This window comes from Pseudomonas sp. OF001, from assembly GCF_904426495.1.
Classification (GTDB): domain Bacteria; phylum Pseudomonadota; class Gammaproteobacteria; order Pseudomonadales; family Pseudomonadaceae; genus Geopseudomonas.
The window spans coordinates 91,430-111,977 of the sequence record NZ_CAJGBM010000063.1; the positions used below are offsets into that span (position 1 = coordinate 91,430).

A 20,548-nucleotide genomic window follows, 5' to 3' on the forward strand; every position below is an offset into this window, starting at 1 on the left:
CTTCAGGCCTCGCCGTTGGCCCCCTTGTGGGTGATCAGCCGGTACAGGTACACGCCGACCACCACCAGCACCACCACCTTGGACAGCGGATCGACGTAGTCGGCGACCAGCGCATACTGGCCGTGCAGCAGGTAGCCGGCGGCGGTCAGCGCGCCGGTCCACACCAGCGAGCCGAGCGTCGAGTAGAACAGGAAGGCGCGCAGTGGCATCGCGACCATGCCGGCGGGGACCGAGATCAGCGTGCGCACCGCCGGGACCAGGCGGCCGAACAGGGTGGCCTGCCAGCCGTGGCGCTCGAACCAGGCGCAGGCGGTATCCACGTCGCGCGGCGACAGGGTCATCACCCGGCCGAAACGCCCGGCCAGCCGCTTCAGCCGCGCGCTGCCGAAGAAGTAGCCGGCGTAGTACCAGGGCAGCGCGCCGAACACCGAGCCGGCGGTACCCGCCAGCAGCACGCCGGCGACGCTCAGCTCGCCCTTGGCGGCGGCGAAGCCGGCCAGCGGCATGATCAGCTCGGAGGGGATGGGCGGGAAGACGTTCTCCAGGACCATCAGCAGGAACACGCCGAGGTAGCCCGTCTGCGCGATGAAATCGACTATGCCTTCAAACATGGGGTGAAACTCTCTCGCGCCGGCGCGCCCGGGTTGCCTGTGCCGCCGTCGCGGCGGATCGAAACGGCCGCCATGCTAGCAGCGCCGCTCAGGCGAAGCGCTCGCCGAGCAGGGCGAACAGCCGCCGGCGCTGCTCCTCATCCTCGTTGACCAGGTGATGCCGCGCGCCGGGCAGGATCAACTGCTCGGCGCCGCGGAACTTGTCCTGCAGCACCTCGAGGTTGTGCTGCCAGTCCACCGTCATGTCGGCGTCGCCCTGGATGATCAGCGGCGTGCGCGCCGAAGGCGCAGCCTCCTCGATGCGCGGAATCCAGCGCGCCAGCGCGCCGACCCAGGCGGTGGGCAGCACCTGCGCCTGCAGGGGATCGCGCCGCACGAAGTCGAGGAAGGCCGCGTCGCCGGAGTTGTCGCTGAAGCGGCGGGCGATCCGGCTGACGAAGGGGTTGAGCAGGTGGTAGCTGAGCCGGGAGCGCAGCCAGGCGCGCGGGCGCACCAGCGGGGCGAGCAGCACGGTCTGGCCGAGGTCCGGGCGCGGCGCACCGGTCAGCAGGTAGTCGAGCAGGATGGCGCCGCCGGTGCTCTGGCCGAACAGGTGCCAGGGCTGCGGCAGGTTGAGCAGCTCGGCGGCCTGGAACAGCGCGGCGAGCACCGCCTGATACTCGGCGAAGTCGTCGATGCTCGCCGGCTCGCCCTCGGACAGGCCGTGACCGGGCAGGTCGCAGGACAGCACGGCGAAGTTCATCGTCAGCGCCCAGTCGAACACGTGGCGGTACAGGCCCATGTGGTCGTAGTAGCCGTGCAGCAGCAGCACGGTGGCCCGCGCATCGTCGCGCCACCAGCCCTGCACGGCGACCCGCCGCCCCTCGACCTCCACCCAGCCGAGGCGGCTGTGGATGTCGGGACGATGCTGCAGGCCGTAGTAGCGGCGGTAGGCCTGCACCTGCGGGCCGCTCTCGGCCGCGGCGGCGGCCAGCGGCGGCAGTTGCCGGCGCAGGCGCTGGGGATCGAAGGTTTCGTTCATGGGTTTCGGCCGCGGTTATCGGAGCAGTGCGCTGATCGGCCGCCTCTGCTGATCTTTAGGCCAGCGCGCCGACATGGCAAGCTTGACCGTCATTTTCCGCAGGTAACCCCATGCCCCGCCGCAAGCCCCTCGTCCTCAGCCTGGTCGCCCTCGCCTGCGCGGTGGCACTGTGGAGCCTGTACCAGTGGTACCAGGCGCGCTACATCCGTCCGTTCAGCGAAACCACCGTGCTGTTCGACGCCGCCGGCCTGCGCCTGCCGGCCGAACTGGCCGGCCCGGGGCCGATCCGCGTGGTGCACCTGTGGGATCCGCCCTGCCCGTGCAACGTCGGCAACCAGCAGCACCTGGCCGAACTGGTGCAGCGCTTCGCCGGCCAGGAGGTGAGCTTCCACGTCTGGCAGAAGCCCGGCAGCCGCGGCCAGTTGCCGGAGACGCTCAAGGCCCTGCAGCCGCTGCGCGAGCTGCCCGGCGCGGAACGACTGCCGGCCAGCCCGGCGGTGGCGATCTGGGATCGGGATGGCCGGCTGGCCTACGTCGGGCCGTACAGCGAAGGGGCGGTGTGCACCTCGAGCAACAGCTTCATCGAGCCGGTGCTCGCGGCGCTGCTCGCCGGCCGGCCGGTGCAGAGCACGGGCAGCCTGGCGGTGGGGTGCTATTGTCCGTGGACGAGCGAGTGATCCCGGACGCTGCCGGCGAACCGCGGAGCACAGCGCCCCGGGAACCGGCAGGGCTGCTCCGCGTCAGGCCGCCGGCGCCTTCTTGAATCTCTTCCGATAGTTGTCGAACGGCAGTTCGACATGCCGATACAGCAGATAGGCGAAGCCGATCACTATCAGCAAGGCCAGCAGGGTGCCTGGCAGGGTTCCCTTCAGATAGAGCTTCCAGCCCGGAAGTTTCGAAACCCACTTCAGCACGACAAGGTGGCAGCAATAGACCGGATAGGAAAGATTGCCCACGAAGTTGTCCAGCGAAACATCCTTGGTCATGTTGAAGACCAGCGGAATGGCGGCCGCGAGAAGAACATAGAGGGCAATCTTCTTCTGCCATACCTCCAGCGGAACGAACGAGAAGACCAGGATGAACAGGGTGATCAGCGCCAGCAGGAAAAGGGCCAGCCCTTGGTGGTCCGGCAACCAGCCCGATTCCTTCATCTTCTGGCTGAACTTGTAGGACAGGCTGCCGAGCAGGAACAAGGCCAGCTCCGTCGGGAAGAATCGGTAGGACCAGGGATCATGGGACAGACCATAGTGCATGAGCACGGCTCGGAGCGCCAACGACAGGAGAAGCAGGGCGACCAGATAGAGCGGCCTGTGGATGATGAATGGCGCGATCAGGTAGAACGAGATCTCGAGCCCCAGCGACCACGCCTGCGGCACGATGAGATATTGCGCCAATGGCGCCAGCGAGGAGGCGAAGTCCGGCGTGAAGGCAACGGCGCCGTCCCGCACCTCCAGGAACAGGGTGACATCCTGGAACAGCAGGGTGCTGTTTGTCAGGGCGACCACGAGCCCGCCCAATGGCGGCAGGGCGAGCAGATTCTGCAACGACTCCAGGGGATGACCGAACGCGAAGAGCCCGCAGAACAGATAGACCGGATACAGCCTGAAGAAGCGGGACTTCCAGAAGCTGGTCGCATTCTGATAGTTCCCCGGAAAAATCATCGCGATATAGAATCCGGATATGATGAAGAAGGCCTGAACCGCCGTATCGCCACCCACGAACTTCAGGAAGGGGTGGGCAGAAAAGTGTGCCGAAACGACGGAAAGCGCCAACAATATTCTGATCAAACCCATATCGACACCCGGACTTCCCCGTATCGCGAAATGAAAAACAGGCTGTGCTCGCCTCATGCGCGCCGGTGACCTGCGGTCGGCCCGACGAGGCAGCGGCCCCATGAGAAAACCGTCGTGCGGGCGAATTGCACGCCACCGACCTTCGCCCTGCCCCGCCCTGCAGGGCCGCGCATTATCCTGCAGCGTGCCGACGACTGTCAGTAGCGGACGAGCATTTCCCCACGGCCGAAGTCTGCGCAGCAACCTCCGCCCCCCGCCCCGGGGCCTGACCGGGAGCCGCTGCAGGGTGCTGCACGGTCGAGAATGAACGAAACTTCACGGAGGTTGCCCACCATGCCCCTGCCGATCCCTCCGCCCGTGCTGGTGGTGCTGTTCGCCGCCGCCATGTGGCAGATCGCCGAACGCCTGCCGTTCGGCGGCTTCGCCTTCGCCGGCCAGCGCCCGCTGGCGGCGCTGGTGCTGCTGGCGGGCCTCATGCTGATGGCCGCCGCGGCCTGGACCATGTTCCGCGCTCGCACCACGGTCAATCCGCTCAGGCCCGAGCGGGCCAGCCGCCTGGTGACCGACGGGGTATTCGCCTTCTCGCGCAATCCGATCTACCTGGGCGATGCGCTGATCCTGCTGGCCCTGGCGCTGGGCTTCGGCAACGCGATCAGCTTCCTGCTGCTGCCGTTGTTCGTCGCCGTCCTCGGGCGCTGGCAGATCCGCCCCGAGGAGCAGGCGCTGGAGCGCCTGTTCGGCTCCGCCTACCGCGACTACTGCGCGCGGGTGCGCCGCTGGCTGTAGCCCTCCGCCCTCAGCCCGGCACTCCCAGGCGGGCCAGCGCCCCGGCCAGCAGCGGCGCCACGCTCACCGCATTGCTCGGGTGGCGGATGCAGTCGCTGCTCCACACGTGGCGCACGCCGGCGGCGCGGACGCTGTCCAGCGCGTCGGCGGCGAACAGCGCGTGGGTCACCGCCACGTCCACCGAGGCGGCGCCGGCGGCGAGAAGCAGCTCGGCAGCACGCGCCAGGGTGCGCCCGGAGCTGGCCACGTCGTCGAGCAGTACCACCGCGCGGCCGCGCACCTCGACCCCGGGCAGGGCGATGTCGACCTGGTGATCGCCGTGGCGCACCTTGCTGCACACGCCGTAGTCGAAGCCGTGGCCAGCGGCGGCGGCCTCGATCCACTGCCGCGACTCGGCGTCCGGCCCGATCAGCAGCGGATTCTCCAGCCGCTCGGCGATCAGCCCGGCGAGCAGCGGCGCACCGGACAGGCTGACGGCCGCGCCGTGGGGGATCGCCTCGGACAGCGCGGCGATGCGATGCAGGTGCGGGTCGACGGTGAGCACCGCGTCGAAATGCTCGGCGAGGAAGGCGCCGACGATCTTCTGGCTGACCACCTCGCCGGGGTGGAAGGCGATGTCCTGGCGCATGTAGGCCAGATAGGGCGCCACCAGCAGCAGGCGGCGTGCGCCGAGGCGGCGCGCCTCGCCGGCGACCAGCAGCAGCTCGACCAGCTTCTCGTTGGGCCGGTCGAGGCTGCGGTACAGCACCAGGGTGTCGGCCAGCGCCCCGGCGTCCGTCAGCGGCAGGCGCAGGCGCAGCTCGTCGTCGGGGAAGCGGTGGCGCTCGATCTCGGCGCAGGAAAGGCCGGCCGCGGCGGCCAGGCGACCGGCAGCCTCGCGCTCGTCGGCGAAATGCAGCAGCAGTACGCTCATCGGCGGTCTCCTCAGAATTCGACGAACAGGTGCGACAGTTCCTCGGCGCTGCCGAGGGTGAAGCCGGAGCTGCGCCGGCTGGCCTCGCGGGCGAACTCCAGATCGGCGGAGTAGGCGGCGTAGACCCGGTACAGCGGCGCGCCGGCGGCGACCCGTTCGCCGAGCTTGAACAGCAGGTCGACCCCGGCGCCCTGCACCTTGGGCGCGCCGGCCAGGCGGGCGATGCGCGCCAGCTGCAGGTTGTCGATGGCCACCACCACGCCGTCCTGCGCCGCGGTCACCTCGAAGGACAGCGGTGCCAGCGCCGGGGCGTTGTGGTCGAACGGCTTGTGGCCCTGGGCGGCGATCAGCGCCTGCATGCGCGCCAGGGCGCGGCCGGAGTCGAGGATGTCGCGGGCGATGGCGTAGCCGTCGCCACCGCGCACGTCGGGATCGAACTCGAGCATGCGCCCAGCCAGGCGCAGCGCCTTCTGGCGCAGGTCGTTGGGCGCGCGCGGGTCGTTCTCCAGCACGCGCATCACGTCGCGCGCCTCCAGCACCGGACCGATGCCGCTGCCCACCGGCTGGCGACCGTCGGTGATCACCACGTCGATGGTCAGGCCCATGCGCCCGGCGACGAACTCGAACAGCTTGCGCAGGCGCTGCGCCTCGGGCATCGAGCGCACCTTGGCGGTCGGCCCGACCGGGATGTCCAGCACCAGGTGGGTGGAGCCGGCGGCGAGCTTCTTGGACAGGATCGAGGCGACCATCTGCCCCGGCGAGTCGATCGACAGCGGGCGCTCCACGGCGATCAGCACGTCGTCGGCCGGCGACAGCTCGCTGGTGCCGCCCCAGGCCAGGCAGCCGCGGTACTCGCGGACGATCTCCTCGAGGCGCTCGAACGGCAGCTCGACGTTGGCCAGCACCTCCATGGTGTCGGCGGTGCCGGCCGGCGAGGTGATCGCCCGCGACGAGGTCTTCGGGCAGAGCATGCCGTGGGCGGCGACGATCGGCACCACCAGCATCGAGGTGCGGTTGCCGGGGATGCCGCCGATGCAGTGCTTGTCGACCACCGGGTGCTCGTGCCAGTCGAGGCGGCGGCCGACGCCGGTCATGGCGTCGGTGAGGAAGTAGACCTCCTCGCGGTCCAGTTCGCCCTGGTTGCAGGCGACCACGAAGGCGGTCAGCTCGATCTTCGAGTAGCGGTGCTCGGCGATGTCGCGGACGATGGCGCGGAAGTCCTCGCGCCCCAGCCGCTCGCCGGCGATCTTGCGGTGCAGGGCCGGAATCGACGACGGCGGCTCGGCCTGGGAGATGGTCGCCGGATGGCCGTTGGCCACGCCGAGCTGGGCGAAGGCGTCCTGGGACAGGCCCAGCTCGCCGCAGTCGACGATGGCCGGGTCGTCGACCACGTTGAGGCTGGCGAGGATGCGCCGGCCGTTGGCGCTGATTTCCACCTTGGACAGCGCCTGGAAGCCCTCGGCGCGGTACACCGCGCAGTCGCGGTTGAGGTAGGCGACGTTCTCGCGGTAGGTGTCGATGGCGACGCGGCGCAGCTGCAGGTTCGCGGCGCCGCAGGGGGCCGGGGTCTTCTTCATGGGACGCTTCCGGGGGCAGACGATCCCCGGACTATGCCGCCGCGCGGTCGCCGCCGGCAAGGGCGGCGATCAGTGCTTGGCCTCCAGGCGCAGCACGCCCTGCTCCTCGCGCCAGCCGACCCGGTTGAGGAAGCTCATGCCCAGCAGCACCTCGCTGGGCGAGCCGCCGGCGACGATGGCCGCCTCGACACCGAGCAGCTCGATGCTGCCGACCTTGACCCGGTCGAGGCTCATGCGCCAGGCCGGCACGGTGCCGCCGGCGGTGTTGACCTGCATCGGCTGGCCGCGGGTCTGGTAGTCGAGACCGAGGCGCCTGGCCTGGGCCTCGTTCATCGCCACCGAGGTGGCGCCGGTGTCGACGAGGAACTGCACGCCCTGGCCGTTGACCGAGCCAGCCACCCAGTAGTGGCCGCCCAGGCCGCGGGCGATGCTCAGCTGCTGGCGTTGCGGCTCGGCGTAGCCGGCGGCGCTGTACTCGCGGGTCAGGGCGAAACTGCGCTCGACGCCGTCGACGCGCAGCACCGCGCCGCGGGCATCGGCACTGACCAGGGTGACGCCGGCCGGGCCGCTCTGCCCCGCCTTGAGCAGCTGGCGCTGGCCGTCGACGGTGACCACCGCGGCGCCGGGGAACAGGCCGACCACCTGCACCTGCGGCGCGGCGGCTAGCGGGCCGGCCAGCAGCAGGCCGGCGCACAGGGCAAGCAATGAACGCATGACAGAACTCCTTTTCGTCGCAGCCCCGCCGGCAGGCGGGACGTGGTTGAGGGCTCAGCCGAGCAGCCAGACCAGCCCCTGCAGCAGCCCCCAGGCGCCGACGCCGGCGAGCAGGTCGTCGAGCATGATGCCGGTGCCGCCGTGCACGTGGCGGTCGACCCAACTGATCGGCCAGGGCTTGAGGATGTCGAGCAGGCGGAACAGCACGAAGCCGGCCAGCAGCCAGAGCCAGCCGGGCGGCGCCAGCCAGCAGGTGATCCAGATGCCGACGATCTCGTCCCAGACGATGCCGCCGTGGTCGTGCACGCCCAGGTCGCGGGATACCTTGCCACACAGCCAGCAGCCGAACAGCGACCCAAGCAGCAGGATCAGCGCGTAGCCCCAGTCGGGCAGCAGCTGCAGCAGCGGCACGAAGGCCAGGCCGACCAGGGTGCCCCAGGTGCCCGGCGCCTTGCGCATCGCCCCGGAGCCGAAGCCGAAGGCGATGAACTGCCAGGGGTCGCGCCAGATCGAGTCCGGCGCCAGCTCCGGACGCTCAGGCTTGTCCATCGCCGCCTCCGAAGTGCTGGTAGCCGGCGGCTGCCGGGGTGATGTCGCGGCCGGCGCCGTCGAGCACGCGCACGCCGCCGCCCGCCTCGACCCGGCCGACGATGTGGAAGGACAGGCCGGCGACCTGCAGCGCCGTCACCGCGTGCGGCGCCACGGTGAAGGCCAGCACGTAGTCGTCGCCGCCGCTCAGCGCCAGACGCAGCGCCTCGCTGCCGGCGGCGGCGCGCAGCGCGGCGCTCAGCGGCAGCCGCGCGGCCTCGATGACCACGCGCACCGCGGACTCCTCGGCGATGTGCCCGCAGTCGGCGAGCAGGCCGTCGGAGACGTCCAGCGCGGCGCTGGCCAGCCCGCGCAGCGCCTGGCCGAGGGCCAGCTGCGGTTGCGGCGTCCAGTACTGCGCCAGCAACTGCGCATCCGCCGCGCCGTGCGCCTCGCGCTCGCCGAGCACCAGCGGCAGCGCCGCGGCGGCCTCGCCGGTCGGCCCGCCGATGCACACGAGATCGCCGGGACGCGCGCCCGAACGCAGCAGGGCCTGCCCGGCCGGCAGGGCGCCGAACACGGTGACGTTGATGTTGAGCGGACCGCGGGTGGTGTCGCCGCCGATCAGGGCCAGACCGCAGGCACGCGCTATGGCGTCGAGGCCGCGGGCGAAGCCCTCCAGCCAGACCGGGTCGGCGGCGGGCAGGGTCAGCGCCAGGGTGAAGCCGAGCGGCGCCGCGCCCATGGCGGCGAGGTCGCTGGCGGCGGCGGCCAGCACGCGCTGAGCGAGCAGGAAGGGATCGTGACGTTCAGGGAAGTGCACCCCGGCGACCTGGGTGTCGGTGGACACCGCCAGTTGCTCGCCGGGAGGCAGTTGCAGCAGCGCGCAGTCGTCGCCGATGCCGCGCACCACGCCGGGAGCCGGCGCGGCGCAGGCGGCCGCGGCGAAGAACTGACGGATCAGTGCGAATTCGCCGAGACCGGCCATGGGGCAGGGATCAGCTGCGCTTGCCGCGCACTTCGGCGCCGCGCAGGCGCGGGGCCAGCTTGTCGAGCACGCCGTTGACGAACTTGTGGCCGTCGGTGGCGCCGTAGACCTTGGCCAGCTCGATGCCTTCGTTGATCACCACGCGGTAGGGCACGTCGACGCGGTTGCGCATCTCGTAGGTGGACAGGCGCAGGATCGCCAGTTCCACCGGATCGATCTCTTCCAGCGGACGATCCAGGCAGGGCGCGAAGGCCTCGTCCAGTTCGGACTTCAGGCGCGGCACGCCATGCAGGATCTCGTGGAAGTAGGCGCCGTCGACATCGCTGAAGTCGTTGTCGGTGCGGAACTGCGCTTCGATCTCGTTGAGCGACTGGCCGGCCATCTGCCAGGAGTACAGGGCCTGCAGGGCCAGGCTGCGCGCCTTCTGGCGCATGGCGATCTTGTTCGGCTTGGCGGGCTTGCCTGCCGGCTTGTCGTGCTCGCTCACTTGGCCTCCAGCTGTGCCAGCAGGCTGACCATTTCCAGGGCGGACAGCGCGGCTTCGGCGCCCTTGTTGCCGGCCTTGGTGCCGGAGCGCTCGATGGCCTGCTCGATGGAGTCGACGGTCAGCACGCCGAAGGCGACCGGCACGCCGAACTGCAGGGACACCTGGGCCAGGCCCTTGGTGCACTCGCCGGCGACGTACTCGAAGTGCGGGGTACCGCCGCGGATCACCGCGCCGAGGGCGATGATGGCGTCGAACTCGCCGCGCTGGGCGACCTTCTGGGCGACCAGCGGGATCTCGAAGGCGCCCGGCGCGCGGATGATGGTCAGCTCGCTCTCGCTGACACCGTGACGCACCAGGGCGTCGATGGCGCCCTGCACCAGGCTCTCGACGACGAAGCTGTTGAAGCGGCCGACCACCAGGGCGTAACGGCCTTTGGGGGCGATGAAGGTACCTTCGATGGTCTTCAGGGTCATGGGACGGATTCCAGATAAAGAGCCGGGGCGCCAGTGCGCCCCGAGAGGATGTGCGTTGATCGCGTTCAGTCGCAGGTCACGTATTCTACAACTTCCAGATCGAAGCCGGATATCGCGTTGAACTTCACCGGCGAGCTGAGCAGGCGCATCTTGCGCACGCCCAGGTCGCGGAGGATCTGCGAGCCGGCGCCGACAGTGCTGTAGGTGGTCGGCTCGGCCGGCTTGGCCTCGCCGAGCTGCTGCTCGACCAGCTCGAGCAGCTCGTTGCCGCTGATCGCGTGGTTGAGCAGCAGGACCACGCCGCTGCCCTGCTCGGCGACCGTCTGCATGGCCGCGCGCAGGCTCCAGCGCCCCGGGCGCTTGACGCACAGCAGGTCGCGCAGCGGGTCCATGTTGTGCACGCGCACCAGGGTCGGCTCGTCGGCCTTGATCTCGCCCTTGAGCAGCGCCAGATGCACCTGCCCCTCGACCTCGTCGCGGTAGGTGATCAGCTTGAACTGGCCCAGCTCGCTGTCCAGCGCCCGCTCGGAGACGCGCTCGACGGTGCGCTCGTGGACCAGGCGGTAGTGGATCAGGTCGGCGATGGTGCCGATCCTGATGCCGTGCTCGGCGGCGAACTTCTCCAGCTCCGGGCGACGGGCCATGCTGCCGTCGTCGTTCATGATCTCGCAGATCACCCCGCTGGCGCCGAAGCCGGCCATGCGCGCCAGGTCGCAGGCCGCCTCGGTGTGGCCGGCGCGCGCCAGCACGCCGCCGGGCTGGGCCATCAGCGGGAAGATGTGGCCGGGGCTGACGATGTCCTCGGCCTTGGCGTCGCGGGCGGCGGCGGCCTGCACGGTGCGCGCGCGGTCGGCGGCGGAGATGCCGGTGGTCACCCCCTCGGCGGCCTCGATGGACACGGTGAACTTGGTGCCGAAGCCCGAGCCGTTGCGCTGCACCATCAGCGGCAGGCCGAGGCGCTCGCAGCGCGCGCGGTCCATCGGCATGCAGATCAGGCCGCGCGCGTGCTTGGCCATGAAGTTGATGTCCTCGGCGCGCACGCATTCGGCGGCCATGATCAGGTCGCCCTCGTTCTCGCGGTCCTCGTCATCCATGAGGATGACCATCTTGCCCTGGCGGATGTCTTCGATCAGATCGGCGATGTTGTCGAGTGCCACGGGCACCCCCTTGTCAATGCTGTGGTGGAAGGGCTCTCAGCCCTTGAGGAAGCCGTGTTCGGCGAGGAACGCCTCGGTGATGCCGGCGACGGCCGGCTCGGCGGCCTTGTCGCCGAGCAGCAGGCGCTCCAGGTAGCGCGCCAGCAGGTCGACCTCGAGGTTGACCCGGCGCCCGGCCTGGTAGTCGGCCATGATGGTTTCCTGCAGGGTGTGCGGGACGATGGTCAGCTCGAACTCGGCGCCATCCACCGCGTTGACCGTCAGGCTCACGCCGTCGACGGTGATCGAGCCCTTGAGGGCGATGTACCTGGCCAGCTCGCGCGGCGCACGCACGCGGAACTGGATGGCGCGGGCGTTATCGGCGCGCGAGACGATCTCGCCGACGCCGTCGACGTGACCGCTGACCAGGTGGCCGCCGAGGCGGGTGGTCGGGGTCAGCGCCTTCTCCAGGTTGACCCGGCTGCCGACCTTGAGGTCGACGAAGGCGGTGCGGGTGATGGTCTCGCGGCTGACGTCGGCCCAGAAGCCGTCGCCGGGCAGTTCCACCGCGGTCAGGCAGGTGCCGTTGACCGCGATGCTGTCGCCGAGCTTGACGTCGGCAAGGTCGAGCTTGCCGGTGGCGACGTAGACGCGCACGTCGCCGCCCTTGGGGGTCATGGCGCGGATGCTGCCGATGGCTTCGATGATTCCAGTGAACATCAGGCCTCCCGCACCGCGCTGGGGGTATTCGCTTGCATGGTCGAACTCCTGTTTTGGTCAAAACAGGGCGCTGGACAGAAAGGGATCGCGCGGGTGCGGCCGGGCCGCCCCGTGGCAGGAATCCCGCTCTCTCTCATCCGGACTGTCACCGTCGGCTCCGGAATCACACCGGATCTGCTGACCCTGCCGTCCCCGGTCGGGGCAAGGCAGGCGCTCGCGGGCTGGGCGCTGCGCGCCATCACCGCCGGTGGGGAATTGCACCCCGCCCTGAGAACGTCGCGGCCGTTGGCGGCCGCGCGGGACTTTGTACCACATTTTCGCCGCGGCGGAGCACGTCTGGATCGGGGATGACGCCGGCTGGCGATCAGGCCGGCACCGCGATGATCCGCCAGTCGCGGCCCACCGCGCGGATGTCGCGGATGGCCAGCTGCGGCGCCTCGGCCATGCGCTCCAGCGGCCAGTCGAGCAGCGGCCGGGCGCCGGAGCCGAGCAGCTGCGGCGCCATGAAGATCTGGTACTCGTCGACCAGCCCTTCGCGGGCGAAGGCGCCGGCCAGGCGCGGGCCGGCCTCGACCAGCACCTCGTTGGCGCCGGCGGCGGCCAGCTCGGCGAGCAGCAGGCGCAGGTCGACGTGGCCGTCACCGCGCGGCAGGCGCAGCAGCGCATGGCCGGCGGCTCGGTATTCGTCGGCGCGGCCGTCGTCGTCGCAGCAGGCCACCATCGCCGGGCCGGCCTGGAAGAAGGCGGCGGACAGCGGCACGCGCAGCTGGCCGTCGATCAGCACGCGCAGCGGCGGCCGGGAGGCGGCCAGCGCCGCCTGCTCGGCGTCCACCTCCAGTTCGTCGGGACGCACGGTGAGGCGCGCGTTGTCGGCCAGCACGGTGTCGGCGCCGCTGATGATCACGCTGGAGCGCGCGCGCAGGCGCTGCACCGCGGCGCGGGCGGGCGCGCCGGTGATCCACTGGCTCTCGCCGCTGGCCATGGCGGTGCGGCCGTCCAGGCTCATCGCCAGCTTGACCCGCACCAGCGGCAGGCCCTGCTCCATGCGCCTGACGAAGCCGGCATTCAGATCGCGGGCCTCCTGCTCGAGCACGCCGCTGGCCACCTCGATGCCGGCCGCGCGCAGCAGCGCCAGGCCGCGCCCGCCCACCAGCGGATTGGGGTCCTGCATGGCCGCCACCACGCGGCCGACGCCGGCCCTTACCAGCGCCTCGGCGCACGGCGGAGTGCGGCCGTGGTGGCTGCACGGCTCGAGGGTGACGTAGGCGGTGGCGCCGCGCGCGCGCTCGCCGGCCTGGCGCAGGGCGTGCACTTCGGCGTGCGGCTCGCCGGCGCGCACATGCCAGCCTTCGCCGACGATCTCGCCGCCGGCGGCGACTATCACGCAGCCGACGCGCGGGTTGGGATGGGTGGAGAACAGGCCACGGCGCGCCAGCTCGAGCGCGCGCGCCATGTAGGCCTGGTCGCAGGCCCTTGCAGCATCTTGCATGGAATCAACCCTTGCTGGGTTCGCGGGACAGGCGCTCGATTTCCTCGCGGAACTGGTCGAGGTCCTGGAAGTGGCGGTAGACCGAGGCGAAGCGGATGTAGGCCACCTCGTCGAGGCGGCGCAGTTCGTCCATCACCAGTTCGCCGACCACCCGCGACCTGACCTCGCGCTCGCCGGTGGCGCGCAGCTTGTGCTTGATGTGGGCGATCGCCTCCTCGAGGCGCTCGACGCTGACCGGGCGCTTCTCCAGCGCGCGCTGCATGCCGGCGCGCAGCTTGTCCTCGTCGAACGGCTGGCGGGTGCCGTCGGACTTGATCAGCCGCGGCATCACCAGTTCGGCGGTCTCGAAGGTGGTGAAGCGCTCCTGGCAGGCCAGGCACTCGCGGCGCCGGCGCACCTGCTGGCCCTCGGCGACCAGTCGCGAGTCGATGACCTTGGTGTCGTGGGCGCCGCAGAAGGGACAGTGCATGGTGGTTCGGCCAGCGGATGGATGTGGCGGTCATGGTAACCGATGGCATCGCCAAGACAAGCCGCCGCCGGCGGGTTATAAGGGCGCCCGACCAACCGCCCGGAGCCGCCCATGCCCGTCCCGCCCGCCGAACTGCTCGACCCGCTGCGCGCCCTGCTCGGCGCCGCGCGCCTCACCGCCACCGCGCTGCCGGGCAGCGACCTGCCGGGCAGCGATCTGCGCCTGTGGCTGATCGACCCCGCCAACATGGACCGCGCCTTCGACGCCGAGGAGACCCGGCGCATCCTCGGGGAGCCGCCGTACTGGTGCTTCTGCTGGGCGAGCGGCCTGGCGCTGGCGCGCTGGCTGGCCGAACGGCCGGAGTGGGTGCGCGGCCGGCGTGTGCTCGACTTCGGCGCCGGCTCCGGGGTGGCCGGCATCGCCGCGGCGCGGGCCGGCGCCGCCGAGGTGGTGGCCTGCGACCTCGACCCGCTGGCGCTGGCTGCCTGCCGCGCCAACGCGGCGCTGAACGGCGTGGAACTGGGCTACTCGACGGACTTCTTCGCCGAGGCGGACCGCTTCGACCTGATCCTGGTCGCCGACGTGCTCTACGACCGCGCCAACCTGCCGCTGCTGGACGCCTTCCTGTCGCGCGGCCGCGAGGCGCTGGTCGCCGACTCGCGGGTGCGCGACTTCCAGCATCCGCTGTACCGGCGCCTGGCGGTGCTGGACGCCTGCACCCTGCCGGATCTCGCCGAGCCCCACGAGTTCCGCAAGGTCAGCCTGTATCACGCGCAGCGCGGCTGAACGGCGGGCAGGCCGCGCTGCGCAGGGCGATACTCAGGGGACCGCCTCCCGGGAGCGCCGCCATGCCGACCGACACCCTGCGCCTGTTCTTCGCCCTGCCCTGCCCGCGTGACACTGCCGAGGCCATCTGTACCTGGCGCGACGGCCTGGGTCTGGGCGGCAAGCCGGTGGCGGAGGAGAACCTGCACCTGACCCTGGCCTTCCTCGGCCAGCAGCCGAGCGCACGCCTGGAGGAACTGCAGCTGCTCGCCGCCGCCATCGAGGCGCCGCCCTTCGAGCTGCGCCTCGACCGTCTCGGCGGTGGCCGCCAGGGCCTGCTGTGGCTGGAGCCGAGCCGGATGCCCGAGGAGCTGCCGGCGCTGGCCGGCGAACTGCAGCGGCGCCTGCTGGCCAGCGGCATCGCCCTCGACAGCCGGCCGCTGCGCGCCCACCTGACCCTGGTGCGGCATGCCGGCGCCCGCCCGCGCGAGGCGCACCCCGACTTTGCCTGGCCGGTCGAGCGCTTCGTCCTCTACGCCTCGGAGAACACGCCGCGCGGCGTGCGCTACCTCGGGCTGGGCAACTGGCCGCTGGTGCCCGGGCTGCGACTGCCGCGCTTCCGGCCGCCGCACTGAGCCGTGCCCCCCGCCCTTGCTTCCCGCCGCGCGCGCCCCCACTTACCATGCACGCACTTTTCCCGTGCCTGCGCGGCAGGCACCCGCTGCGAGAGTCCCGATGAGCGCAACCCCGTACATCTTCGACGTCACCACCGCCAGCTTCGAGCAGCTGGTGATCGAAAACTCCTTCCACAAGCCGGTGCTGGTGGACTTCTGGGCCGAGTGGTGCGCGCCGTGCAAGGCGCTGATGCCGCTGCTGGCGAAGATCGCCGAGGGCTACCAGGGCGAGCTGCTGCTGGCCAAGGTCAACTGCGACGTCGAGCAGGACATCGTCATGCGCTTCGGCATCCGCAGCCTGCCCACCGTGGTGCTGTTCAAGGACGGCCAGCCGGTCGACGGCTTCGCCGGCGCCCAGCCGGAATCGGCGATCCGCGCCATGCTCGAGCCGCACGTGCAGGAGCCGGCCGCGCCGCAGGCCGACCTGCTGGACAGCGCCCGCGCCCAGTACGCCGCCGGACAGATCGCCGCCGCCGAACAGCTGCTGCAGCAGCTGCTCACCGAGGACAACCAGAACGCCGCGGCGCTGATCCTCTACGCGCGCTGCCTGGCCGAGCGCGGCGCGCTGGACGAGGCGCAGGCGGTGCTGGATGCGGTGAAGGGCGACGAGCACAGGCAGGAGCTGGCCGGCGCCCGCGCCCAGCTGACCTTCCTGCGCCAGGTCGCCAGCCTGCCCGAGGCCGCAGAGCTGAAGAGCCGTCTGGCCCAGGACGCCGGCGACGACGAGGCGGCCTTCCAGCTGGCCATCCACCAGCTCGCCCGCCAGCAGTACGAAACCGCCCTGGACAGCCTGCTGCGCCTGTTCGTGCGCAACCGCGGCTATGGCGACGACCTGCCGCGCAAGACCCTGGTGCAGGTGTTCGACCTGCTCGGCAACGAGCACCCGCTGGTGATCAGCTACCGCCGCAAGCTGTACCAGGCCCTCTACTGATCGGCCGCCGCGCCGGTCCAGCGGTAGACCGGCGCGTCGCCAGCGGCTTCGACCGCCACCTGCGGGCAGTGGCGCAGGCGCACCAGCAGGCGCTTGCCCGCCTCCTCGCCGCCGGCCAGGGCGCTCAGTTCGGCGAACAGCTGCGGCCCGTCCAGCGCACCGGCGCGGCGCAGCAGCTCCTGAGCCAGCGCCCACAGCCGGTCGCCGGCGGTGGCCGGAGCAGTTGCGGGCGCGCCGGCCGGGGGCGCCTCGTCCGCCACTGCCGGCAGCACCCCACGCAACTGCGCCCATTCCGCGCCGTCCAGCTCGACCGTCAGGTCCACCGCCCAGTCGCCAATCCGCCCGTGAATTCGCATCGCCCGCTTCCTCATGCCGATGGCGGCATGCTCCCATGACGGCCCGTCCCCGCCAAGCGGCGCTGGCCCGCCAGGCGAAAAACTTGTTATAACGTAACAAACTCATTTCCGGCCAACGGAGCCCCGCCATGCACCTGCTGCTGATCCTGCCTCTCCTCCTGTCGCCCCTGGCCGTCGCCGGCGACCACGAGCATGCCCACGCGCAGGCCAGTCTGGGCCGCCACGAGCACGGCGTCGGCGAACTGGACGTGGCGCTGGAGAGCGGCGTCCTCGAACTCGAGCTGCGCAGTCCGGCGGCCAACCTGCTGGGCTTCGAGCATGCCCCGCGCAGCGCCGAGGAGCACCGCCAGGTCGCCCGCCTGCGGGAGCAACTGGGCCAGGCGCAGGCCCTGTTCGACCTGCCCGCTGCGGCCGACTGCCGGCTGACCGCGCAGCAGCTGGACAGCCCGCTGTTCGCCACCACGGATCATGCGCACGACGAGCATGGCGACGCGCACAGCGAAATCCATGCCCGCTACCGCTTCGACTGCCACGCGCCCGCGGCCCTCGACGCCCTCGACGCGGCCCCGCTGTTCCGCGCATTCCCCGCCACCACCCGGCTGCAGGTGCAGCTGATCGGTCCGCGCGGCCAGCAGGGCGGCGAGATGCGCGCCGGCGCCAGCCGCCTGGCGCTGTGAGCGGCCGCAGCTTGACCGCGGCAACCCGCGCCGGTAAGCAGTCCGCTCCGCCCGCCATCTTCGGCCCCCGATGAATCCTGCGTTGATCGACATCACCGACCTCGGCTTCGCCTGGCCCGGCCAGGCCGAGCTGCTGGACATCCCGGCCTTCCGCCTGGAGGTCGGCGAACGCCTGTTCCTGCACGGCCCGAGCGGCAGCGGCAAGACCACCCTGCTCGGCCTGCTCGGCGGCGTGCAGCTGCCGCAGCGAGGCAGCGTGCGCCTGCTCGGCGAGGATCTGGCACGCCTGTCGGCCGGCGCCCGCGACCGCTTCCGCGTCGACCACAGCGGCTACATCTTCCAGCAGTTCAACCTGCTGCCCTTCCTTTCGGTGCGCGACAACGTCGCCCTGCCCTGCCGCTTCTCCGCCCTGCGCGCCGAACGCACCCGCCGCCGCCACGGCAGCGTGGCCGCCGCCGTCGCCGGCCTGCTCGAGCATCTGGGCCTCGACGCCACGCTGCACGGCCGCCGCGCCGACCAGCTGTCGATCGGCCAGCAGCAGCGGGTGGCCGCCGCTCGTGCGCTGATCGGTCAGCCGGAGCTGGTGATCGCCGACGAACCGACCTCGGCGCTGGACGCCGACGCCCGCGCGGCCTTCCTCGAGCTGCTGTTCGCCGAATGCCGCGCCGCCGGCGCCAGCCTGCTGTTCGTCAGCCACGACCGCAGCCTGGCACCGCTGTTCGACCGCGAGCTGGCGCTGCAGCAGCTCAACCGCGCCAGCCACAGGGAGGACTGAGCCATGCACCTGCTGCGCCTGGCCCTGGCCAGCCTGGCCAACCGCCGCGCCACCGCCCTGCTCACCGTGCTGGTGATCGCCCTGTCGGTGGGCCTGCTGCTCGCCGTCGAGCGGGTGCGCACGGAAACCCGCAGCAGCTTCGCCAGCACCATCAGCGGCACCGACCTGATCGTCGGCGCCCGCTCCGGCTCGGTGAACCTGCTGCTCTACTCGGTGTTCCGCATCGGCAACGCCACCAACAACATCCGCTGGGACAGCTACCAGCAGATCGCCGCGCTGCCGCGGGTCAAGTGGGCCATCCCGCTGTCGCTGGGCGACTCGCACCGCGGCTACCGGGTGCTCGGCACCACGACCGACTACTTCACGCACTACCGCTACGGCCAGGACCGCGCCCTGCAGTTGGCCGCGGGCCGGCCGTTCGCCGACCTGTTCGAGGTGGTGCTCGGCGCCGAGGTGGCGCGCGCCCTCGGCTACCGGCTCGGCGACGAGATCGTGCTGGCCCACGGCGTCGGCGCGATCAGCCTGACCCGCCACGACGACAAGCCGTTCCGCGTGGCCGGCATCCTGGCGCGCACCGGCACCCCGGTGGATCGCACCCTGCACATCTCCCTGGCCGGCATGGAGGCGCTGCACGTCGACTGGCAGGGCGGCATGCCGGCGCGCGGCGCGGCGCGCATCGACGCCGACCGGGCGCGCCGGCTCGACCTCAGGCCCCAGGCGATCACCGCCGTGCTGCTCGGCCTCGACAACCGCATCGCCACCTTCGCCGTGCAGCGGGCGCTCAACGAGTATCGCGGCGAGCCGCTGCTGGCGATCCTGCCCGGAGTCGCCCTGCAGGAGCTATGGAGCATGATGGGCACCGCCGAGCAGGCGCTGCTGGCGGTGTCGGCCTGCGTGGTGCTGGTCGGCCTGGTCGGCATGCTCACCGCGCTGCTGGCCAGCCTCAACGAGCGCCGCCGCGAGATGGCCATCCTGCGCTCGGTCGGCGCCCGCCCCTGGCAGATCGCCGCCCTGCTGCTGGCCGAGGCCCTGGTGCTGACCCTGGCGGGCCTGCTGCTCGGCCTGGCCCTGCTGTACCTGGCCATCGCCCTCGGCCAGGACTTCCTGCAGGCGCGCCACGGCCTGTTCCTGCCCCTCGCCGCCCCGAGCCCGCGCGAGTGGCTGCTGCTCGCCGCCAGCCTCGCCGCCGCCCTGCTGCTCGGCCTGCTGCCGGCCTGGCGCGCCTACCGGCAGTCGCTGGTCGACGGCCTGAGCATCCGTCTGTGACCCCCTCCTGGAGATTCGCCATGCTGCGCGCGCTGCTGCTGTCCCTGGCCCTGCTGGCCACCCCGCTGCTGGCCGAGCCGCTGCGCACCCTGAGCTGGCAGGAGCTGATCCCCGAAGGCGCGCCGCCGCCCCCGCCGCCGCAGGCCTTCCACGACCTCTCGCAGCTGGCCGACGCGCTGGCGGCGGAAAGCGGCCCGGCGGCCGCCCAGCAGTCGCCAGCCGCCCCGGTGGTCGAGGCGCTGGACGGCCAGCGGGTGCGCATCCCCGGCTACGTGGTGCCGCTGGACCTCGACGCCGCCGGTCGGGTGCGCGAGTTCCTCCTGGTGCCCTGGTTCGGTGCCTGCATCCACGTGCCGCCGCCGCCCTCCAACCAGATCGTCCACGTGCGCACCACCCAGGAGCTGGCACTCGACGACCTCTGGCAGCCGTTCTGGATCGAGGGAACGCTGCGCGTCGCGCACAGCAGCAGCGAGCTGGCCGAGGCCGGCTACCAGCTGCAGGCCGAGCGCATCCGCCCGTATGAACTGCCGCAAGAATGAGGCAACGCGTTGATATTCCTGTAGACCATTGTTGAGCTGGATCAACGCAGCCACTGCTGGCCGGCCGCTAGCATAGGCACCAGTCGATACAGAACATCTGGATGGAGTTCTCCCATGATCCGCAAGACTCTCACCGCTTCCCTGCTGGCCCTGGCCGTCGCTGCTCCCTTTGCCCAGGCTTTCGAGGCTGGTGACATCATCGCCCGCGCTGGTGCCATCACCGTCGACCCGAACGAAGACAGCTCTGCTGTGAAGCTGAATGGAGCTCCGCTCGGTGGTCAGGCCACTCTGGACAGCGACACCCAGCTGGGCCTGAACTTCGTCTACATGGTCACCGACAAGGTCGGCATCGAGCTGCTGGCCGCCACTCCGTTCGAACACAGCGTAGGCCTGAAAGGTCTGGGTGGTCTCGATGGCAGCTTCGCCGACGTCAAGCACCTGCCGCCGACCCTCAGCGCCGTCTACTACCCGCTGGACAGCAAGTCCACCGTGCAGCCCTATGTCGGCCTGGGCATCAACTACACCACCTTCTTCGACGAAGACCTGAACAGCACTCGTACCGGCCAAGGCTTCAGCAACCTCGAGCTGGACGACTCCTGGGGCCTGGCAGCCCAGGTCGGCGCCGACTTCATGCTGAGCGACAACATCATGCTCAACGCCCAGCTGCGCTGGATCGACATCGACACCGAAGCCACTGCCGATCTGGCAGGTGCTGGCAAGGTCAGCGTCGACGTCGACATCGACCCGTGGGTCTACATGGTCGGCCTCGGCTACAAGTTCTGATCCCGTCACCCCAGCGGCGATAGAAACGACAAAGGCACCGCAAGGTGCCTTTGTCGTTTCTGCCATCCCGCCCACCC

25 protein-coding genes and 1 riboswitch are annotated in these 20,548 nt (G+C 71.0%); of the genes, 10 read left to right on the forward strand and 15 right to left on the reverse strand.

Going from position 1 to position 20,548, the window contains the following annotated elements; all coding sequences use genetic code 11:
* Positions 1-2: 2 nt before the first annotated feature.
* Together RA210_RS19885 and RA210_RS19890 are read right to left on the reverse strand one after the other, a co-directional pair.
* Positions 3-611, reverse strand: a complete 609-nt coding sequence (locus RA210_RS19885) for a DedA family protein (RefSeq protein WP_201487781.1) — start codon at positions 609-611, stop codon at positions 3-5.
* A gap of 88 nt (positions 612-699) precedes the next feature.
* Positions 700-1,632 (reverse strand): alpha/beta hydrolase, encoded by a 933-nt coding sequence (locus RA210_RS19890; protein ID WP_136488705.1) that lies wholly within the window; start codon positions 1,630-1,632, stop codon positions 700-702.
* A gap of 110 nt (positions 1,633-1,742) precedes the next feature.
* Between RA210_RS19890 and RA210_RS19895 the strand changes: the two genes are divergently transcribed.
* Positions 1,743-2,309 carry a DUF6436 domain-containing protein gene (locus tag RA210_RS19895; RefSeq protein ID WP_201487782.1) on the forward strand — a complete coding sequence of 189 codons (567 nt, stop codon included), beginning with the start codon at positions 1,743-1,745 and terminating at the stop codon, positions 2,307-2,309.
* 63 nt (positions 2,310-2,372) lie between these two features.
* Here RA210_RS19895 and RA210_RS19900 read toward each other — a convergent pair whose 3' ends face one another.
* Positions 2,373-3,425, reverse strand: a complete 1,053-nt coding sequence (locus tag RA210_RS19900) for an acyltransferase family protein (RefSeq protein ID WP_201487783.1) — start codon at positions 3,423-3,425, stop codon at positions 2,373-2,375.
* A 333-nt stretch (positions 3,426-3,758) separates the two neighbouring features.
* Between RA210_RS19900 and RA210_RS19905 the strand changes: the two genes are divergently transcribed.
* Entirely contained in the window at positions 3,759-4,211 is a 453-nt protein-coding gene (locus tag RA210_RS19905) for a methyltransferase family protein (RefSeq protein ID WP_201487784.1), read from the forward strand.
* A 10-nt stretch (positions 4,212-4,221) separates the two neighbouring features.
* Here the strand turns inward: RA210_RS19905 and RA210_RS19910 are convergent, their stop codons facing one another.
* From RA210_RS19910 to nrdR, 11 genes are all read right to left on the reverse strand, one after another.
* Positions 4,222-5,124 (reverse strand): ribose-phosphate diphosphokinase, encoded by a 903-nt coding sequence (locus RA210_RS19910; RefSeq protein ID WP_201487785.1) that lies wholly within the window; start codon positions 5,122-5,124, stop codon positions 4,222-4,224.
* 11 nt (positions 5,125-5,135) lie between these two features.
* Positions 5,136-6,701, reverse strand: coding sequence for a thymidine phosphorylase family protein (locus tag RA210_RS19915; protein ID WP_201487786.1), 1,566 nt, complete (start codon positions 6,699-6,701; stop codon positions 5,136-5,138).
* A gap of 69 nt (positions 6,702-6,770) precedes the next feature.
* Positions 6,771-7,415: a retropepsin-like aspartic protease family protein gene (locus tag RA210_RS19920; RefSeq protein ID WP_136488711.1), complete on the reverse strand. Its 645-nt coding sequence runs from the start codon at positions 7,413-7,415 to the stop codon at positions 6,771-6,773.
* Between the two features lie 54 nt (positions 7,416-7,469).
* Positions 7,470-7,964: a phosphatidylglycerophosphatase A family protein gene (locus tag RA210_RS19925; protein ID WP_201487787.1), complete on the reverse strand. Its 495-nt coding sequence runs from the start codon at positions 7,962-7,964 to the stop codon at positions 7,470-7,472.
* Entirely contained in the window at positions 7,951-8,931 is a 981-nt protein-coding gene (thiL, locus tag RA210_RS19930) for a thiamine-phosphate kinase (protein WP_201487788.1), read from the reverse strand. Before thiL ends, RA210_RS19925 begins: the two co-directional genes overlap by 14 nt.
* Positions 8,932-8,941: 10 nt before the next feature.
* Positions 8,942-9,364, reverse strand: a complete 423-nt coding sequence (gene nusB / locus RA210_RS19935) for a transcription antitermination factor NusB (RefSeq protein WP_231975820.1) — start codon at positions 9,362-9,364, stop codon at positions 8,942-8,944.
* Between the two features lie 50 nt (positions 9,365-9,414).
* A complete protein-coding gene (ribH, locus tag RA210_RS19940; RefSeq protein WP_090306466.1) occupies positions 9,415-9,891 on the reverse strand; it encodes a 6,7-dimethyl-8-ribityllumazine synthase in 477 nt (158 codons plus the stop codon).
* A gap of 65 nt (positions 9,892-9,956) precedes the next feature.
* Positions 9,957-11,048 carry a bifunctional 3,4-dihydroxy-2-butanone-4-phosphate synthase/GTP cyclohydrolase II gene (gene ribBA / locus RA210_RS19945; RefSeq protein WP_136491301.1) on the reverse strand — a complete coding sequence of 364 codons (1,092 nt, stop codon included), beginning with the start codon at positions 11,046-11,048 and terminating at the stop codon, positions 9,957-9,959.
* Positions 11,049-11,084: 36 nt separating this feature from the next.
* Complete coding sequence (locus RA210_RS19950; protein WP_201487789.1) at positions 11,085-11,747, reverse strand: riboflavin synthase; 663 nt, start codon at positions 11,745-11,747, stop codon at positions 11,085-11,087.
* Between the two features lie 121 nt (positions 11,748-11,868).
* Positions 11,869-12,026: riboswitch (FMN riboswitch) on the reverse strand.
* An 85-nt stretch (positions 12,027-12,111) separates the two neighbouring features.
* Entirely contained in the window at positions 12,112-13,236 is a 1,125-nt protein-coding gene (gene ribD / locus RA210_RS19955) for a bifunctional diaminohydroxyphosphoribosylaminopyrimidine deaminase/5-amino-6-(5-phosphoribosylamino)uracil reductase RibD (protein ID WP_201487790.1), read from the reverse strand.
* Positions 13,237-13,240: 4 nt separating this feature from the next.
* Positions 13,241-13,705: a transcriptional regulator NrdR gene (nrdR, locus tag RA210_RS19960; RefSeq protein WP_136491299.1), complete on the reverse strand. Its 465-nt coding sequence runs from the start codon at positions 13,703-13,705 to the stop codon at positions 13,241-13,243.
* 111 nt (positions 13,706-13,816) lie between these two features.
* Here nrdR and RA210_RS19965 point away from each other — a divergent pair, with 111 nt between their 5' ends.
* From RA210_RS19965 to trxA, 3 genes are all read left to right on the forward strand, one after another.
* Positions 13,817-14,491, forward strand: coding sequence for a class I SAM-dependent methyltransferase (locus RA210_RS19965; RefSeq protein ID WP_201487791.1), 675 nt, complete (start codon positions 13,817-13,819; stop codon positions 14,489-14,491).
* 62 nt (positions 14,492-14,553) lie between these two features.
* A complete protein-coding gene (gene thpR, locus RA210_RS19970; protein WP_201487792.1) occupies positions 14,554-15,105 on the forward strand; it encodes an RNA 2',3'-cyclic phosphodiesterase in 552 nt (183 codons plus the stop codon).
* Positions 15,106-15,205: 100 nt separating this feature from the next.
* Positions 15,206-16,075 (forward strand): thioredoxin, encoded by an 870-nt coding sequence (gene trxA / locus RA210_RS19975; protein WP_201487793.1) that lies wholly within the window; start codon positions 15,206-15,208, stop codon positions 16,073-16,075.
* Here the strand turns inward: trxA and RA210_RS19980 are convergent.
* Positions 16,069-16,431, reverse strand: coding sequence for a hypothetical protein (locus RA210_RS19980; RefSeq protein ID WP_201487794.1), 363 nt, complete (start codon positions 16,429-16,431; stop codon positions 16,069-16,071). The two genes, trxA and RA210_RS19980, sit on opposite strands and share 7 nt — an antisense overlap.
* 128 nt (positions 16,432-16,559) lie before the next feature.
* Between RA210_RS19980 and RA210_RS19985 the strand changes: the two genes are divergently transcribed.
* From RA210_RS19985 to RA210_RS20005, 5 genes are all read left to right on the forward strand, one after another.
* On the forward strand, positions 16,560-17,108 hold the full coding sequence (locus tag RA210_RS19985) for a DUF2796 domain-containing protein (RefSeq protein ID WP_201487795.1): 549 nt from the start codon (positions 16,560-16,562) through the stop codon (positions 17,106-17,108).
* A gap of 70 nt (positions 17,109-17,178) precedes the next feature.
* Positions 17,179-17,883, forward strand: coding sequence for an ATP-binding cassette domain-containing protein (locus tag RA210_RS19990; RefSeq protein WP_201487796.1), 705 nt, complete (start codon positions 17,179-17,181; stop codon positions 17,881-17,883).
* Between the two features lie 3 nt (positions 17,884-17,886).
* The gene (locus RA210_RS19995; protein WP_201487797.1) at positions 17,887-19,149 is read left to right on the forward strand and encodes an ABC transporter permease; all 1,263 of its coding nucleotides are present in this window, start codon (positions 17,887-17,889) and stop codon (positions 19,147-19,149) included.
* Between the two features lie 20 nt (positions 19,150-19,169).
* Complete coding sequence (locus tag RA210_RS20000) at positions 19,170-19,688, forward strand: DUF3299 domain-containing protein (RefSeq protein WP_201487798.1); 519 nt, start codon at positions 19,170-19,172, stop codon at positions 19,686-19,688.
* A 114-nt stretch (positions 19,689-19,802) separates the two neighbouring features.
* Positions 19,803-20,471, forward strand: coding sequence for an OmpW/AlkL family protein (locus RA210_RS20005; RefSeq protein WP_136491290.1), 669 nt, complete (start codon positions 19,803-19,805; stop codon positions 20,469-20,471).
* Positions 20,472-20,548 lie beyond the last annotated feature (77 nt).

Excerpts from the sequence above, each read along its gene's own strand:
- nusB (WP_231975820.1), bottom strand. The coding sequence starts at position 9,364 with ATGCGCCAGAAGGCGCGCAGCCTGGCCCTGCAGGCCCTGTACTCCTGG.
- thpR (WP_201487792.1), top strand. The coding sequence starts at position 14,554 with ATGCCGACCGACACCCTGCGCCTGTTCTTCGCCCTGCCCTGCCCGCGT.
- nrdR (WP_136491299.1), bottom strand. The coding sequence starts at position 13,705 with ATGCACTGTCCCTTCTGCGGCGCCCACGACACCAAGGTCATCGACTCG.
- RA210_RS19900 (WP_201487783.1), bottom strand. The coding sequence starts at position 3,425 with ATGGGTTTGATCAGAATATTGTTGGCGCTTTCCGTCGTTTCGGCACAC.
- RA210_RS20005 (WP_136491290.1), top strand. The coding sequence starts at position 19,803 with ATGATCCGCAAGACTCTCACCGCTTCCCTGCTGGCCCTGGCCGTCGCT.
- RA210_RS19995 (WP_201487797.1), top strand. The coding sequence starts at position 17,887 with ATGCACCTGCTGCGCCTGGCCCTGGCCAGCCTGGCCAACCGCCGCGCC.
- RA210_RS19895 (WP_201487782.1), top strand. The coding sequence starts at position 1,743 with ATGCCCCGCCGCAAGCCCCTCGTCCTCAGCCTGGTCGCCCTCGCCTGC.
- RA210_RS19990 (WP_201487796.1), top strand. The coding sequence starts at position 17,179 with ATGAATCCTGCGTTGATCGACATCACCGACCTCGGCTTCGCCTGGCCC.
- RA210_RS19980 (WP_201487794.1), bottom strand. The coding sequence starts at position 16,431 with ATGCGAATTCACGGGCGGATTGGCGACTGGGCGGTGGACCTGACGGTC.
- RA210_RS19985 (WP_201487795.1), top strand. The coding sequence starts at position 16,560 with ATGCACCTGCTGCTGATCCTGCCTCTCCTCCTGTCGCCCCTGGCCGTC.
- RA210_RS19950 (WP_201487789.1), bottom strand. The coding sequence starts at position 11,747 with ATGTTCACTGGAATCATCGAAGCCATCGGCAGCATCCGCGCCATGACC.
- RA210_RS19890 (WP_136488705.1), bottom strand. The coding sequence starts at position 1,632 with ATGAACGAAACCTTCGATCCCCAGCGCCTGCGCCGGCAACTGCCGCCG.
- RA210_RS19965 (WP_201487791.1), top strand. The coding sequence starts at position 13,817 with ATGCCCGTCCCGCCCGCCGAACTGCTCGACCCGCTGCGCGCCCTGCTC.
- ribD (WP_201487790.1), bottom strand. The coding sequence starts at position 13,236 with ATGCAAGATGCTGCAAGGGCCTGCGACCAGGCCTACATGGCGCGCGCG.
- RA210_RS19905 (WP_201487784.1), top strand. The coding sequence starts at position 3,759 with ATGCCCCTGCCGATCCCTCCGCCCGTGCTGGTGGTGCTGTTCGCCGCC.
- thiL (WP_201487788.1), bottom strand. The coding sequence starts at position 8,931 with ATGGCCGGTCTCGGCGAATTCGCACTGATCCGTCAGTTCTTCGCCGCG.
- RA210_RS19910 (WP_201487785.1), bottom strand. The coding sequence starts at position 5,124 with ATGAGCGTACTGCTGCTGCATTTCGCCGACGAGCGCGAGGCTGCCGGT.
- RA210_RS19885 (WP_201487781.1), bottom strand. The coding sequence starts at position 611 with ATGTTTGAAGGCATAGTCGATTTCATCGCGCAGACGGGCTACCTCGGC.
- RA210_RS20000 (WP_201487798.1), top strand. The coding sequence starts at position 19,170 with ATGCTGCGCGCGCTGCTGCTGTCCCTGGCCCTGCTGGCCACCCCGCTG.
- RA210_RS19915 (WP_201487786.1), bottom strand. The coding sequence starts at position 6,701 with ATGAAGAAGACCCCGGCCCCCTGCGGCGCCGCGAACCTGCAGCTGCGC.
- trxA (WP_201487793.1), top strand. The coding sequence starts at position 15,206 with ATGAGCGCAACCCCGTACATCTTCGACGTCACCACCGCCAGCTTCGAG.
- ribH (WP_090306466.1), bottom strand. The coding sequence starts at position 9,891 with ATGACCCTGAAGACCATCGAAGGTACCTTCATCGCCCCCAAAGGCCGT.
- RA210_RS19925 (WP_201487787.1), bottom strand. The coding sequence starts at position 7,964 with ATGGACAAGCCTGAGCGTCCGGAGCTGGCGCCGGACTCGATCTGGCGC.
- RA210_RS19920 (WP_136488711.1), bottom strand. The coding sequence starts at position 7,415 with ATGCGTTCATTGCTTGCCCTGTGCGCCGGCCTGCTGCTGGCCGGCCCG.